General features: G+C 60.7%; 11 protein-coding genes. 3 read left to right on the top strand and 8 right to left on the bottom strand.

The features are described 5' to 3' along the window. Nucleotides 1-7: 7 nt before the first annotated feature. The gene (locus JNK74_23975; GenBank protein MBL7649247.1) at nt 8-1240 is read left to right on the top strand and encodes a beta-lactamase family protein; all 1233 of its coding nucleotides are present in this window, start codon (nt 8-10) and stop codon (nt 1238-1240) included. Nucleotides 1241-1516: 276 nt separating this feature from the next. Here JNK74_23975 and JNK74_23980 read toward each other — a convergent pair whose 3' ends face one another. Continuing rightward, nucleotides 1517-1738 (bottom strand): type II toxin-antitoxin system Phd/YefM family antitoxin, encoded by a 222-nt coding sequence (locus tag JNK74_23980; GenBank protein MBL7649248.1) that lies wholly within the window; start codon nt 1736-1738, stop codon nt 1517-1519. Nucleotides 1739-1972: 234 nt separating this feature from the next. On the opposite strand from JNK74_23980, the gene JNK74_23985 reads away from it, so the two are divergent. After that, nucleotides 1973-2377, top strand: coding sequence for a hypothetical protein (locus JNK74_23985; GenBank protein MBL7649249.1), 405 nt, complete (start codon nt 1973-1975; stop codon nt 2375-2377). A 57-nt stretch (nt 2378-2434) separates the two neighbouring features. Then, nucleotides 2435-3685: a sigma-70 family RNA polymerase sigma factor gene (locus JNK74_23990; GenBank protein MBL7649250.1), complete on the top strand. Its 1251-nt coding sequence runs from the start codon at nt 2435-2437 to the stop codon at nt 3683-3685. Between the two features lie 256 nt (nt 3686-3941). Here the strand turns inward: JNK74_23990 and JNK74_23995 are convergent, their stop codons facing one another. From JNK74_23995 to JNK74_24025, 7 genes are all read right to left on the bottom strand, one after another. Beyond that, the gene (locus tag JNK74_23995) at nt 3942-6380 is read right to left on the bottom strand and encodes a protein kinase (protein MBL7649251.1); all 2439 of its coding nucleotides are present in this window, start codon (nt 6378-6380) and stop codon (nt 3942-3944) included. Nucleotides 6381-6661: 281 nt separating this feature from the next. Beyond that, entirely contained in the window at nt 6662-7948 is a 1287-nt protein-coding gene (ltrA, locus tag JNK74_24000) for a group II intron reverse transcriptase/maturase (GenBank protein ID MBL7649252.1), read from the bottom strand. An 803-nt stretch (nt 7949-8751) separates the two neighbouring features. Beyond that, entirely contained in the window at nt 8752-9945 is a 1194-nt protein-coding gene (locus JNK74_24005) for an ABC transporter permease (GenBank protein MBL7649253.1), read from the bottom strand. Further along, a complete protein-coding gene (locus JNK74_24010; protein ID MBL7649254.1) occupies nt 9942-11099 on the bottom strand; it encodes an ABC transporter permease in 1158 nt (385 codons plus the stop codon). The genes JNK74_24005 and JNK74_24010 overlap by 4 nt, the downstream gene beginning before the upstream one ends. After that, complete coding sequence (locus JNK74_24015; protein MBL7649255.1) at nt 11096-11794, bottom strand: ABC transporter ATP-binding protein; 699 nt, start codon at nt 11792-11794, stop codon at nt 11096-11098. The genes JNK74_24010 and JNK74_24015 overlap by 4 nt, the downstream gene beginning before the upstream one ends. Then, nucleotides 11791-13005 carry an efflux RND transporter periplasmic adaptor subunit gene (locus JNK74_24020; protein ID MBL7649256.1) on the bottom strand — a complete coding sequence of 405 codons (1215 nt, stop codon included), beginning with the start codon at nt 13003-13005 and terminating at the stop codon, nt 11791-11793. The genes JNK74_24015 and JNK74_24020 overlap by 4 nt, the downstream gene beginning before the upstream one ends. A gap of 568 nt (nt 13006-13573) precedes the next feature. Continuing rightward, nucleotides 13574-14350: a hypothetical protein gene (locus JNK74_24025; GenBank protein MBL7649257.1), complete on the bottom strand. Its 777-nt coding sequence runs from the start codon at nt 14348-14350 to the stop codon at nt 13574-13576. Nucleotides 14351-14413 lie beyond the last annotated feature (63 nt).

Raw genomic sequence — 14413 nt, forward strand, 5'->3', positions numbered from 1 at the left:
TAAAGCCATGCCCTCCGTCTCTCGCAGAACGCTGCTCAAATATGCCGCCGCCACGACCATCGGCGTGGCCATGCCCACCTGGTCCGCAGCGCCCCCGAGCCACCTGCCTTTTAACCCGATCACGCCGGAAGAGGCGGGTGTGGACGACAAGAAGCTGGCCCGCGTTGTGGCCTTTATCAAAGGGGAGATCGCCGCAGGTACAATTCCCGGTGCCGGCCTGGTGGCCACGCGGAAGGGCCGCAAATTTGTGGAGCATTTCGTGGGGAACTACCGGGACGCTTCGGGCGAAGACAAGCCTTTTCATCCGGGCGTATCCAACCCGCTGTTCTCCTTTTCCAAGGGTATTGGCGCTACGGTAGCCGTCATGGTGAAGCAGGACGGGCTGATCGATTTTGACGTACCGGTGTCGACCTACATCCCGGAGTACAAAGGGGGCGGAAAGGATGGGACGACGTTGCGCCATCTGCTCACCCACTCGGCCGGTATACCCGGCGTGAGTCACAAGGCGGTCGACACGGAAGAAACCTGGAATGCCTACCTCGCAGAACTCTGCGCGGCGGAGGTGGAGTGGCCCGTGGGCAGCAAGACGGCCTACCACGGGCTTTCAGGCCTCTTTGTGGTGGCGGAAGCAATTCGACGCGTGTCGGGGATGAAATCGTGGGAGACGATCTGCCGCGAGCGGCTGTTCGAATCCATTGGCGCGGAGAGTCTAACCTTTACACCGCCACGGGGTGATGCGCCCGTTTCGGTGTTGCCGGGCTATTTTGACTCGATTGCACCGGGCGCCAACGGCATCGGCGGCCACCCGGCGGGCGGTTGCTTTGGCACACCGGACGACATGCTGCGGGTGCTCAATATGATCACTCAGGGTGGCACCTGGAATAGTACACGGCTGTTGAAGCCCGAGGCCCATCAGGAGATGCTTACGGTGCAGTATGCCGATGCGATCGCGAAAGATTTGGCCGAGGGACGCTCACCGGCCCATGAGCCCTGGGGGCTGGGCTGGCTGGTGCGGGGCACGGCGCCGAAGTGCGGTGCGGGCCCATGGTTCGGTTTTGGGGATTCCAAGTCCCCCACGCTCTTCGGCCATGCGGGCGTGGACACGATCTACGGCGTGGGCGATCCGGCGCGGGATCTCGCCTTCGTGTTCACCATGACGCACAAGCTGCCGACCGCGGACGAATCTACGCGTATTCGGCGCGAGGTGAGCAATCTGCTTCAGGAGGCGGTGTTGGCGTAGCGCGTTTTTTTATTGGCCGCAAGAAAGAGGTTTTCCCACAGATGAACTCAGATAAACAGAGATAGGAAGGCAAGAATGCTCGACTCTTGAAGGTGGAACGTGGGTAGAGAATTGGATTCCGATTTCTACAAATGCGCCAGACTATCGGAAATCGCACATATTCGTCTTATCTGTGTTCATCTGAGTTCATCTTTGGGAAAACGCTTTTGGTAACCTCCAAAGGCCGCCCCAGGTTCTTTCGCGGCAAAAAATTGCGTTGTTGCTGCGCGAGACCCGTCAGCCACCACGTCTCCGCGAATCGCGAATGGCATCAAGGATATCTTTGGTAGTGGCTTTGGTTTTTATGCCCGGAATGTCGAAGGGAGAAGTTTTCGCTGGTCTGTAGACCAAGCTGAACGTATCCCCGCCTCGGCGCGTGATCAGGACTTCTTCCGTTCGGGCGGTGTCCAGCAACTCGGACAGTCTTTGTCGGGCTTGCGAGTAGGTGTATTGTTTCATCTCTAAGTTTCCAGCGTTTTCGATGGCGCTGCAATTGTAGCGAATCCAATGCGAACCATCGATCAAGTGATTTTAACCTCAAAGGACTCAAAGAACACAAAAGATAATCCTTTCTATGTTCCCCTTGCGTCCTTTGAGGTTGAATTCTTCCTCCACCATTGTCCTTTTCCCCCGCCCCGCTTCGTCGTATAATAGAAACCGCAGTGAACGAACCTCTCACAAGGAGACGCAGGCATGGACGTGGAAATGAAGAATGGCCATATGTTGCTGTTCCGGGGCAACCACTGGGACAAGGATCTCTCGCCGGAGCAGATCCAGGATGTGATGACACGCTGGATGGCGTGGTTTGAGGGATTGATGGAGGACGGCCGTGCGAAGAGCGGACAGCCGCTCCAGCGCGCGGGCAAGGTCGTGTCGGGCAAGAACGGCCACACGGTGGCGGACGGCCCCTTCGCGGAGTCGAAAGAGGCGATCGCGGGCTATTTTCTGCTGACGGTGGAGTCGATGGATGAGGCGCTTGCTATCGCGAAATTGTGCCCGGCCCTGGAGCACGGTATGACGGTGGAAGTTCGGCCGGTTTCGGAGTGCTGCGCGGTGCAGCAGCGCGCCCTGGATCTGATGGCCGCCGCCGCGGGCTGACCCTTGGCCGCCCCGGACGAGAGAGCTACCGCGCCGCCTGTCGGGGATCCCTCCCGGCTGGCGGAGCATTTATTTCGCCATGAATCGACGAAGCTGGTGGCCGTGCTTACGCGCATGTTCGGCTTTGATCGGCTGCAGCTTGCGGAGGACGTGGTGCAGGAGGCGCTCGTTCGCGCGATGCAGTCGTGGCCCTATTACGGCGTGCCGGAGAATCCGGCGGCGTGGCTAACGCAGACGGCGAAGAATCTGGCGCTGGACGTGCTCCGTCGCGAGCAGAATTTCAAGTCGAAGGAAGCGGGAATCATCGCCTTCATGGACCAGTGGCCCACGGGCGCGCCCGCGGATGGCGGGGTGGTTTTCGATACGGAGCTGGCGGATGACCGGCTTCGGATGATGTTTACCTGTTGCCACCCGATAATCCCCGAGGAGGCGCGGGTGGCCCTGGCGCTGAAGACCCTGTGCGGCTTTGGCACGCAGGAAATCGCAAGCGCTTTCCTCTCCACCGAGGCGGCTATCGCCAAGCGCCTCACACGGGCCAAACAAAAGATTCGCGAATCGGGCATTCCCTATGAAATCCCCCATGGCGAGGAGCTAGGCGCGCGCCTCGACAGCGTGGAGCAGACCCTCTACCTGCTCTTCAACGAGGGCTATAAGGCCAGCAGCGGCGACAGCCTCATCCGCGCGGAGTTGTGCCAGGAAGCGCTGCGGCTCGTGGAACTGCTGGTGGAGCATCCGGCGGGCAACCGCCCGCGTACGCAAGCCCTGGCGGCGCTCATGTGGCTTAACGCCGCGCGCCTCGGCGAGCGCGTGGACGACGATGGCCAGATACTGTTGCTGGCGAATCAGGACCGGGCCAAGTGGGATCGCGCCATGATCGCGAAAGGGTTCTACCGCATCGGCCTTGCGAGCACGGGGCACGAGGTCACGCCCTACCACGTGCAGGCGGGCATCGCGGCTTGCCATTGTGCGGCGCCGAATTTCGAGAGCACGAACTGGACCCAGATCCTCGCGCTCTATGACCGCTGGGTCGCCATCGACGATTCCCCCGTCATTGCCCTCAACCGCGCCGTCGTGGTGGCCAATCTATCCGGCCCTGCGGCGGGCCTGGAGGCCATCGCGGCGATTCCCCATCGCGCAATGCTGGACTCGTATTATCTGCTGCACTCCGTGCTCGGCGATTTCGAAGTGAAACTCGGGCGACACGAAGCGGCGGCGGGCCACTTCAAGCGCGCTCTGGGATTGACAGCCATCGCCTCGGAGCAGACATTTCTCGCGCGGCGTCTGGACGAGTGCGGGGCGGGCGCTTGAGGGAAGACGCGGTAAGTAGCCCCTGATCTGCGTTTGGATACTGCTCGCGCATTGATGCACGTAGTGGTATCGGCGAGGGCACATCGTCCTTGATTATGCGCCAGAGGACATAGTTTCGCGATTCGCCGTAAACTTACGGTCCCAGGAGGTCTTGAGCACTTGGAGGCTTTCTTGTGTAGACCAGGAATGGTCACCCCCCTGCTACGCAGGCATTGAATCGAGCGCCGACACCGCCATTTCCGCGCGCATTCGTGGGTCACGAGTCCGGCGCATCCCCCTGCTTGCTTGCGTGGGGCAGTTCGATGACCTTGATGGTGGGCGGGTCCACAACCCAGTCGATCACGGCCAGCGCCGGCCCTGTCGGACTCTTGAAGGAAAATATGCCCTGTCCCACGCCGATGGTGCGGAGGTTGTGGGGCTCGCCGCTTTCCGGTCCGGGCACCAGATCGGCCACACGGGAAACCTCACCGCCCCGCTCAAGATTAACCATCCAAAGCTCCTCACCCGTGCCCGGCTCTTTTGCGGTAAAGAAGACGCGGTTACCCGCCGCGGTGATGTTGTAGGGTTGGCCCGAATCGGGACCGGGCCACACGTCGGCGACGATCCGCGTGCCGGCCGGCGTGCCGTCGGAGCACCACAGTTCATTGCCGTGTTCGCGGGTGGTGGCGCGGAAATATACCTGATCGCCGCAGGCCACAAAGGCGTGAACGTCGCTCCCCTCCGATCCGGGGTTGATATCCGCGAGCTGGCGCGTGCCGTCGGCGGTTCCGTCGCTGATCCAGAGCTCACCCCCCGCAACTTCGGTCTGGGCGGAAAAGTAGACCCTTTCACGGGAGGTGAAGAAATGATTGGGACCCGATGAGGTCGGCCCGGGATAGAGGTCGGCCAAGGGCTGGATACCGGGAAGATCGGGCCGGTATATCCAGGGCTCCATGCCGTGGTCGAGATCAAAGTTGCTCAAGATTAACAAGTCGCCCAGAACGGCCATGGTGTTCGTATCTTCTGAAACATCGGCGATGTGCCGTACTTTCAGGGCGTCGTGGCTGTAGTGGAAGAGTTGCTGTCCGAAATTGCCATCGCTCAAGGCCAGAAAATAGAACCCGCGCGAAGCCGCCACAAACTTCGGCACCATCATGGTCGATCCGGCGACACCCGGAAACAGATCGACCACCATGGCGGTCTGCTGCGCACGCGCGTTGGTCACCCAGAGCTCCCGCCCTTCGTGCAGCGTGGTGGCGTGGAAGAAGTAAACGTTTTCGAAGGCGTGAAAGCCCTGGGGCTCGCTGCCCATCCGCCCGGGTATGACGTCCTTGATCAGCCGCACATCGAAGCTTGGATATTCGCTCATGCGGGCATGCCAGAGTTCGCGCCCCAGCTCCGGGGTATCCGCGCTGAAGATGACGCCGTGGTCGCCAGGCCGCGCCTGGAGGTACTGGGGTCCGCTCGATCCGGGCCCGGGCACGATGTCCTGGAGCAGGCGAAGATCTCCCGACACATTCGCAAACCAGAGCTCGGAACCATGAATTCCATCGTCATAAGCGAAGTAGACGCCGCCATTTCCCGGAGTAAGCTCCATCGCTTCGGGCAGCCTGGGCGGACTCGCGATGGCCGTAGTTGACGGGGAAACGGGGGCAATCGGGACGGAAGCCACTGGCGCGGCGGGGGGCCCTTCGGGAGACGCCTCCTGGAGAGCGCCGCCCATGTTCGGTGTCGGGTGGACGGTGCGGTGCGTGCCCTGCCACCAGAGGGCCCCGGCGATCAAGCCGACGATCAGTGAAAGTAGCAGAAAGGCGTTGTAAGGCCAGGGCAAGATGCGCGGTGCGCGCGCGGGCGGGTACAGGGTAGGCTTGACGACCTTTCCCGGACCGGGCAGGGGCTGGGTTTCCGCCTGTGCAAGTTGGAACTCCGGAGTACGTTGGAGACGAGCCAGCGCGGCGGACGCGGATGGTGGCCTTTTCGAAGACTCCTGGGCCATCAGATCCTGTATCAGGTTAACGAAATCGTCGGAAAGTTCAGGTCTAAGTTGCTTCAAGGGTTCCGGCGTTGCGGTGAGAATCTGGGCCATCAAGGCGGCGGGGGTATTGGCCTGAAAAGCGGGCCGCGCGGCAAGGGCCTCGTAGACCATCAAACCCAGGGCGTACAGATCCCAGGCCACGGTGGGCTGCTCGCCGTTCCAGGCCTCCGGCGGGGTGTAGCGCGGTGTCCCCCAGGCCGTACCCGTGGTGGCGGCCGGCCCCTCCTGATCACCGCCGCTGCGCTGAAGCGCCCGGGCTATGCCGAAGTCGGTCAGGTAGAGGTGGTTGTCGTCATTGAGCAGCAGGTTGCTCGGTTTAAGGTCGCAATGGATCACGCCCTGGGCATGACAAGCCGCAAGCGCGGTGAGGACCTGAAAGACGAGATCGGCCGCCTGCCCCGCGGGCAGGGGAACGGGCCGGAGGAGGGTGGAAAGGGGCGTGCCTTCGATGTACTGCATCTCAATGGCAATATCATCGCCAATGGTCGCCATTCCATAAACGCGGACGACGCTGGGGTGCTCAATACGGGCCGCAGCGCGCGCCTCCTGCAGAAAGCGCCTCGATATCGAAGGGTTGGCGAGAAGGTGGGGATGGACCATCTTGAGGGCAACGCGCCGTTCGAGCTGGGTGTCCCACGCGGCATAAACCGTCCCCATGCCGCCCGAACCAATCGTATGCAAGATACGGTATTTCCCGAGCATCCGCCCATGCTCCGGCTCTTTCCGATCAGAAGTCAAGTGCTTCGCGAACTCCATTCGGCCGACGTGATTCCGACCGCGGTACTGCCTGGGACCGCACTCCCGAGCCCGATTGCCGGGAGCACCGTAAAATAGTTCACAGCGCGGGCTATGGTAGCAGCTTTCAGCCTTCTACAGGAAAGATTTTATCCTGTTTCGCTCCCCATCTCCAATCGCATGCGCCGCGGAATCGAGTAGGGGGAGGGGTTACCCCTCTCCCCCTCTCACACCACCGGGCATACCTGCGCGGTACCACGGCGGTTTCCTTTATCTCTGAGCTGGTCATATTGATTGGCCAGGGACGTCACGCCCTGTTTCTTGAACCATTGTAGATTCATGGCTTCGTGGGCCTGGGGACACGCCGCTAGCCGCCACCAGCCTTTCCCGGAGGAGGCCAGTATCCAGGCCTGGTCGTTGCGCACGCCTTCCCGGTGCAGAAAGTCGTGTATGGCTTTGGTCCGCTTACACTGCTTTAACCGGTAGCAGCGCAGCTTGTGCCGCAGCCATCCATCCACCTCCTGCAGGTGGGACCGGCAGGCCGCGTGACGAAAGTAGTGCAACCAGCCCGTCTGGAACGAGCGCAGCTCGCTTAGCACCCGCTCGAAGCTTACGCCCCGATTACGCCGGGTGATGGACCGGAGCCGTTCTTTCATCCGCGCCAGGCTCTGGGGGGCGAGCCCCAGTTTTCCGCCGCGCAGCAGACGGTAGCCGAGAAACTTACGTCGCTCAACGAAGTCCACCGCACTTTTCTCGCGGTTCACTTTCAGGCGCAGTGCCTTTTCAAGATACTGCGTCACCGACGCCATCACCCGTTCCCCCGCCTGCCTGGACCGCACGTAGATGTTGCAGTCGTCCGCATAGCGACAGAAGCAGTGCCCCCGGCGCTCCAATTCCTTGTCCAAGTCGTCCAGCAGTATATTGGCCAACAAGGGGGAAAGAGGACCACCCTGGGGGGTGCCTTCATGCCGCCAGATGCAGACCCCGTCCAGCATAATGCCGGAGGTCAGAAAGCGGCGGATTACCCGCAACAGGTCTTTATCCCCGATGCGGCGGGCAAGGCGCGCCATGAGGACATCGTGATTCACCCGGTCAAAGAATTTCTCCAAGTCCAGGTCCACCACCATGCTCCGACCCTCCTCCACGTAGCCCGACGCCGCGCGCAGTGCGTCGTGGGCGCTCCGGCCACGGCGGAAACCGTAGCTGGATTCGGAGAAAGAGGGGTCTACCAGCGGTTCCAACACTTGAAGGATCGCCTGTTGCACCAGACGGTCCACCACCGTGGGAATGCCCAGTTCGCGCACCCCACCGCCCGGCTTCGGGATTTCTTTCCGTCGCACCGGTTGCGGCTGGTAGCTTCCGTCCAGTAGTGAACGAATCAGCGCCCCGTGATGTTGGCCCAACCAGACGCCCAAGTCCTCAACGGTCATGCCGTCGAGGCCCGGAGCACCCCGGTTGCTTTTGACTTTGCGGTACGCCTCGAGCAGGTTTGCTCGCTCCGCTATCCGCGCCATCAGCGGTCTCGCCAAGGCTCGATTCCTATCCAACGCCGCAGACTCTTGCCACGCCTCGTATACCGCAGTTACGGTTCCGCCTTCACCGCGCGTATCGGGGCACGAGGGGTTCGACCAGTCCTTGAAAAGGTCAAGTTGATACCCACCGATTGGCTGTGGCTCCAAGTCCATCGAGTCGTCCAGTCTGCTCCTTGCGATAAAAGATTCGGTCCTTCACCACCAAAAGACGGCTACTACGACCTCAGCTGACTTCTCCAATTCCATCCCCCCGTGTCGCCACGAAGGTAGCCACCGTCGTGGTGGCAGAACCGGAGATCTCCCAGGGTAAGACATCGCACTTTCGGTCGGGCCTCGCCGGATTTACCTGCGACTCTTCCGGATAGCTATCGGGCGTCACGTTCCATTGCACGTTTACCCAGAGTTCGTCGGCCTTATATCCGGTTTCTGTTCGTCGAGTCCGACCTTTGGGCTAGGGCTTCCTCCCCACCATGCCTCGCGACATCGCAGTTGCCTTCGCCTAACAGTTCCCACTATCAGGGCCTGTAGAGGACTTACACCTCATAAGTACGGGGCCATGCCTGGCACACAATGAAAGCGCCCCGGACCATGGGGGCCGGGGCGCTTAGAATCGCAGGCGGATGCTACATTCTTTACGAACTCGTCAATGGTTGAGATTTTTTCCCTTCAAAACAGTCGCCAATCGGGAGCGCGGGTTTTCGTACCCGCGTATCGTGCGACGGAGTCGCACGACAATCACGGACTGGAAAGTCCGTGCTCCCGCTTTTCGATACTTTCACAAACTCTCAGATCTCCCTGAGCGCGGTCGCTATGGGCAGGCGCGCCGCCCGGATGGCCGGGAAGAGTCCGCCGAGGACGCCGATAACTGCGGCCCAGAGGATGGCATTGGCCAGCAGTGCGGGCGTTACGGTGAAGGCGAAGGCGATCTGACTGAAGGATTGCCAGTTGATGGTGGAGGCCTGGTAGCCGTTGAGCGTGAAGTAGGCCGCCGCCGCGCCCGCGGCGCCGCCCGCGAGCGACAGCACGAGGGACTCGAACATGACGGAGAGAACGATGGGGCTTGCGCCGAAACCGAGCGCGCGCAGCGTGGCAATTTCGCGGGTACGCGCGGCCACGGCGCTGTACATGGTGTTGAGCGCGCCAAAGAGCGCGCCGAGGGCCATGAGCCCGGTGATGAAGTAGCCGATCCCCTGAATGAATCCTGTGAGCATGGTGGATTGCTCGGAGAGCCATTCGGACTGGAGCATGGCCTTCACCTTCAACTGGGGATTGCTCTCGAGGGCGCCCCGGAACTGATCGATGTCCTGGGGTGATATTAACTTGGCGTAGACCGACTGGAATCCTTCCTGCCGGTTGTAAGCCGGCTGGAGCACGGCCGAATCGGTCCAGATCTCCGACTCGGCGGAGCCGCCGCCGCCGGAGAAGATACCGACGACTTCCCAGTCGATCATGCCGATGTGAATCTTCTTGCCCACGTCGAGCCCGGCGAAGGAACGGGCCGCGCCGATGCCGGCAATGACTTCATTTTTGCCCAGCTCGATGTTGCGACCTTCCAGGATCTTGAAGTCGCTGCGCACGGCCATGGCTTCCTTGCCCACGCCGCGCATGGGAACGTTTGCATCGGTGCCGGTGCTGCGCTTGGGCAGATTGACCATCACGAAGAGCTCCGAGGAGGTGAATGGCGCTCCTTCGGGCGTTCGCGCAATGCCGGGCGCATCGGCGATGAGGCGGGTCTCTTCGCGGGTAAGGCCGCTGGTCATCTCGCTGTCGGCCCCGGCCCGGAGCACGATGGCCACGTCCTGCGGTCCGGACACCGTCATGGCGGCGCGAAAGCCTTCGGCGATAGAGAGCACGCCGACGAAGACGGCCACCACGCCGGCGATACCGATGGCGGTGGTAATCGCGGCGCCTTTGCGCGCGGGAATGGTGCGCAGGCTGAACAGTGAGACGGAGACAATTTGAGAGAGCCAGTTCATCATGCATTCCTCCGCAAGGCAACAGCAATTTGAAGCCGCATGGCCTGCAGTGCGGGCAGGATACCCGCCACGAAACCGAGGGCAAACACGAGCGCGACGCCGAGTGCGACATAGTGCGGGGCGAAGTAGAAGATGGGCAACATGCCCGGAACGGGGCTGCCGCCCGCGGCGATCAGCCACGCGGCGGCGAGTCCGGCAAAGCCGCCCACCATGGCGATGACGCTGGACTCGGCCAGCACCAGGGCGAGGACGAGTTCATTGGTGAAGCCCATGGCCTTGAGCACGCCGATCTCCTCGGTGCGCTCGCGCACGGTCTGGGCCATGGTGTTGCCCGCGACGAGGAGGATGGTGAAGAAGACCGAACTCAGGATGGCGGTGAGGATCGTTCCCATATCGCCGATCTGCTGGGCAAAGCCCTGCATGAAAGCGCCCTCGGGCTCGGTCTTGGTCTCATAGGGCGAGTTTTCAAACTCTTTGTCGATGGCGGCGGCCACTTCCGTGGCGCGGTCGGGATCGGCGATCTGCACCCCGTACCAGCCCACTTCACCATCGCCGCGCGCGCGCCCCTCGTCGAGGTAGTCATAGCGCATGTACATGCCGGAAGTGTCCGCGCTCTTCTTGGTGCCGTCGAAGATACCGACGATATCGAATTCCCACGCGGTGTCGCCCGTGTGGGGCCAGATGGGCGACATGAGGGGAATGCGATCACCCACCTTCCACTGGAATCGATCCGCCAGGGTGCGCCCGACGATGGCGCCGCTGCGGGTTTCCAGCCACGCCTTCTTCTCCGCTTCGGGCAGGGTGTACTCGGGGTACATCTTCAGGAAGGCTTCGGGATCGGTGGGGATCGTGGCGAAGAAGTTTTCCGGCTTGTCCTGATAGATGCCGTTGAACCAGACGAAGGGCACCGCGTAGGCCACGCCGTTGATGCGCTCGATCTTCACCCGGTGCGCCTCGGGCAGGCTCATGATGAGCGAGACTTTGTGGCGCGTAATGAGTCGGTCCGCGCCGGCCATGGTCACACCACCGGTGAAGGACTCCTTGATCGTACACAAGAGGCCGAAGAGCAGGAAGGCGATGAAGATGGACAGCAGTGTGAGGGCTGTGCGCAGCTTCTTCCGCTTCAGGTTGCTCCAGATAAGGGCGAGGAATTTCATTCCGGCGCCTCCGCGGAGAGCTGGCCCTTGTCCAGATGCACGGTCCTGGTGGCTCGGGCCGACGCGTGGGGATCGTGGGTCACCATGATGATGGTCTTGCCGTGCTCCTGATTCAGTGCCTGCAGGAGGCTCAGGATTTCATCGCCCGATTTGCGGTCCAGGTCGCCGGTCGGTTCGTCGCAGAGGAGGATCGTGGGGTCGGTCACAATGCCTCGGGCAATACCGACGCGCTGCTGTTCACCGCCCGACATGGTGCGTGGGTAATGCTTTGCGCGGTGGCTCAGGCCCACGACACCCAGGGCGGTCTCCACGTGCTTGCGCCGTTCCTTTTTTGAGAGGTGCGTGAGGAGCAGGGGCAGCTCCACGTTCCGCTCCGCCGTGAGAACGGGCATCAGGTTGTAAAACTGAAACACGAAGCCCACGTGGCGCGCCCGCCAGGCCGCGAGCTGCCGGTCGGACATATTGTCTATCCGGTCGCCGCCGATGGTCACCGTGCCCTTGGTGGCGCGATCCAGGCCGCCGATCAGGTTCAGCAGCGTGGTCTTGCCGGAGCCCGAGGGCCCCATGAGCGCGAGAAACTCGCCCTCTTTCACCTCCAGGTGCATGTCCGACAGAACATGGATATGCTCCGAACCGCGCCGGAAATTCTTGTCCACATGGTCGACGGTTACCAGTACTTTCTTGCCTTCACTCATCCCGTAGCCTCCGTTACACTGGCGCCTTCCGCCAGGTAGTCAAATCCTTCGATTACAATCCGTTCCCCACTGCTGACCCCCGCCTGAACCCGCGCCTGCCCGCCGACCTTGTCCCCTATGGTCACGGGGCGGGGCTTTACCTTGCCCTCGCTCACCACCCACACGATATCGCGGCCGTCGCGCTGGCGCACGGCGGCCTCCGGAATGGCGGTAAACTTCTCCACGGGCTTCGCTTCCTCCTTGCTCTGAAAGGCCACTTTCACGCTCATTTCCGGAAGGATGCGGGGATCCAGCTCATCAAAGGCGACGCGCACCTTTACCGTGGCCTTCTGGCGGTCCGCCGTGGGGATGATGGCGATAACCTTCGCGGGAATCTTCCACTCGGGGTACGAGTCCAGGGTCGCTTCCACGGGCTGGCCCGCGCTCACGCGATTGATGTAGCTCTCGCTCACATCCACCTCGATTTCGAGGGAGGTCATGTCCACAATCGTGCAGATGCCGGTGCGGGTGAATTCGCCCGCCGACATGGAAGAGATCATTTCGCCGGGCTGGGCGTTTTTGGTGGTCACTACACCCGCAAAAGGCGCGGTGATAATGGTGTCTTCGATTTCCTGCTTCCACACGGCGATTTGGCGCTCGGCCACGGCAATATCGGCCGTCTGCCGTTCGAGCTGGGCTTTCAGCGCTTCGGCCTGAGACTGGGCCCGGTCCGTATCCGCCTCGCTGCCAATGCCTTCTTTCGCCAAATTGGCGAATCGCTTCAGGTCGCGCTCGGCCTGAGCGATGTTCACCCGGGTTTCCGCCAGGGCCTTACGGGCCGAGGCGGCCTGGGCTTCGGCCAGTCGGAGACTCTGCTCGGTGTTGGAGGCATCGATGCGCGCGAGAACCTGACCCTCCTCCACCGACATCCCCTCCTCCACCAGCACTTCGAGGACCTTGCCGGAGACTTTGGAGGAAACCGTGGCCTCCCGCCGCGCCGTGACGTAGCCAGAGGAATTCAGCAGGGTATTGCCGCTTTCCCCGCCGGTAGTCGTCTCGGAGACGACGTGGGTCTTCACCGCGAGTGCCTTGGGCTGATTGGCCCACCACCAGGCCCCGCCGCCCGCCCCACCGGCGACCAGCAGCAACAGGAAGAAAAAGGGCGCGCCGCTTCGACGAGGGGTACTGCGGTCGATGCGTAGTTGATCGAGACTATGCTTTTTTTCTGTCATTCGGTTTGGGGTACTCCAGAGAAAACCGGGGGCCCGACCGCAGGGCGGGCAAGAGACACATTTCGGCTCAATACATTCAGGCCGCAGCGTACTTTATACCAGAATGAGCCGCCCCACGCACGAAGACGGGACCCGCGCCTGCCGTAAATTGGAAATGGGCGGTTACCCTCTCGTTAGTCGCCAATGTTAAGCAACGAACAAAGGCGTGCGCTTTGGACAATGAGGATGATATCTTTTGCACGATACGCACCCTCCCTACCGTATGCCGATCATGCACACTTTCGGTCGCTGGAAGCATAGCACGTTCTCCTGACAGAATTTGGCGGGAGACAATACACACGCGTCAGCGTCTGTCACTCCCAGAACCGATTCGAGCCTGCCTTTTTCAGTCCGGGCTTACAGCATCGAAGGGATTGGAGCTTACGTTTCGAATCCTGTTCGGCGTGTGGTTTGTGAGCGGCTCAATCGTCAGAAGCTTCTGTTTTGCGTCTAAACCCCTCGACGTAAAAACACATGTAAGTGATGTATTTTCAAAATTTTACACCTAAGAGCCACACATTTTGAACGTCTAGATATTGTCTTTTTTGTCTAGATTCAGCACCCAATTCGAACGTCGCCCCGATCCTGTATTCCGAATAGTGGCGTCCTTCTTTGACATGACGCTAAGCAGATTCCTTATTTTGTTCTTCTTTTGCGACCACGAGAGAATATCCGAAAGCTTATCCATTAGAAGTCCGTCGATCTCATGGCGAGTAGCCACTCCATATTGTTTAATATAGTTAACAACAAGTTTCTTGTAATGGCCGTCATCGAAAGCCCGATTTCGTATGTACGCAGCCTTGTCGTCAGTTCTCGTTGCAACATGAGCCGCCACATAAATGTTTGGATAGCGACCTTCGATAAGTTTCTCCCGTCGCAAGACACTGGCCTCCTCCCGGGAAATCGGACGTTGCTTCTGAACGCTGTCCAGCAATACCACGGATTTCAGGGGCAATTCCTTTTTCTCCATCAGCAGCGCCGTATAGTTGGGATCGATTATTCGGCCATGCACGGTAACTCTTACGCCATCGGGCCGCGATAGATCGAAATCGGGCATGGCTTGAAAGCGCCTTCTCTGTGCCTGAAACATCATCCGAATCCCGTATCCCATGGTGTCGATCATATTCATGTTAACCATCGCATCGGCTAGAAAACGATTACGATAACGTTGCGGCGTCCTTTCCGAAAGCGCATAGTCGGTAACGTCTCCCTCAAAGAAACTCCCCGCGCTCTCAAATACAAGTCGATCCGGGTACTCGGTGACAATAATTCGCGACCGAAGCGCGTAGTCCTGATGACGTAGCATATGTTCTGTAAATTGAAAATGCGACCACGCATTCGTTCCAATCTTGGGTAGCTAACCAAGAAC

The sequence above is a fragment of the Candidatus Hydrogenedentota bacterium genome (genome assembly GCA_016791475.1).
Classification (GTDB): domain Bacteria; phylum Hydrogenedentota; class Hydrogenedentia; order Hydrogenedentales; family JAEUWI01; genus JAEUWI01.

What these genes read in the sequence shown, in the direction of transcription:
- JNK74_24020 (MBL7649256.1), bottom strand. Translation starts at nt 13,005, where the DNA reads ATGACAGAAAAAAAGCATAGTCTCGATCAACTACGCATCGACCGCAGT.
- JNK74_23980 (MBL7649248.1), bottom strand. Translation starts at nt 1,738, where the DNA reads ATGAAACAATACACCTACTCGCAAGCCCGACAAAGACTGTCCGAGTTG.
- JNK74_23975 (MBL7649247.1), top strand. Translation starts at nt 8, where the DNA reads ATGCCCTCCGTCTCTCGCAGAACGCTGCTCAAATATGCCGCCGCCACG.
- ltrA (MBL7649252.1), bottom strand. Translation starts at nt 7,948, where the DNA reads ATGGCGCGGATAGCGGAGCGAGCAAACCTGCTCGAGGCGTACCGCAAA.
- JNK74_24015 (MBL7649255.1), bottom strand. Translation starts at nt 11,794, where the DNA reads ATGAGTGAAGGCAAGAAAGTACTGGTAACCGTCGACCATGTGGACAAG.
- JNK74_24025 (MBL7649257.1), bottom strand. Translation starts at nt 14,350, where the DNA reads ATGCTACGTCATCAGGACTACGCGCTTCGGTCGCGAATTATTGTCACC.
- JNK74_24005 (MBL7649253.1), bottom strand. Translation starts at nt 9,945, where the DNA reads ATGATGAACTGGCTCTCTCAAATTGTCTCCGTCTCACTGTTCAGCCTG.
- JNK74_23985 (MBL7649249.1), top strand. Translation starts at nt 1,973, where the DNA reads ATGGACGTGGAAATGAAGAATGGCCATATGTTGCTGTTCCGGGGCAAC.
- JNK74_24010 (MBL7649254.1), bottom strand. Translation starts at nt 11,099, where the DNA reads ATGAAATTCCTCGCCCTTATCTGGAGCAACCTGAAGCGGAAGAAGCTG.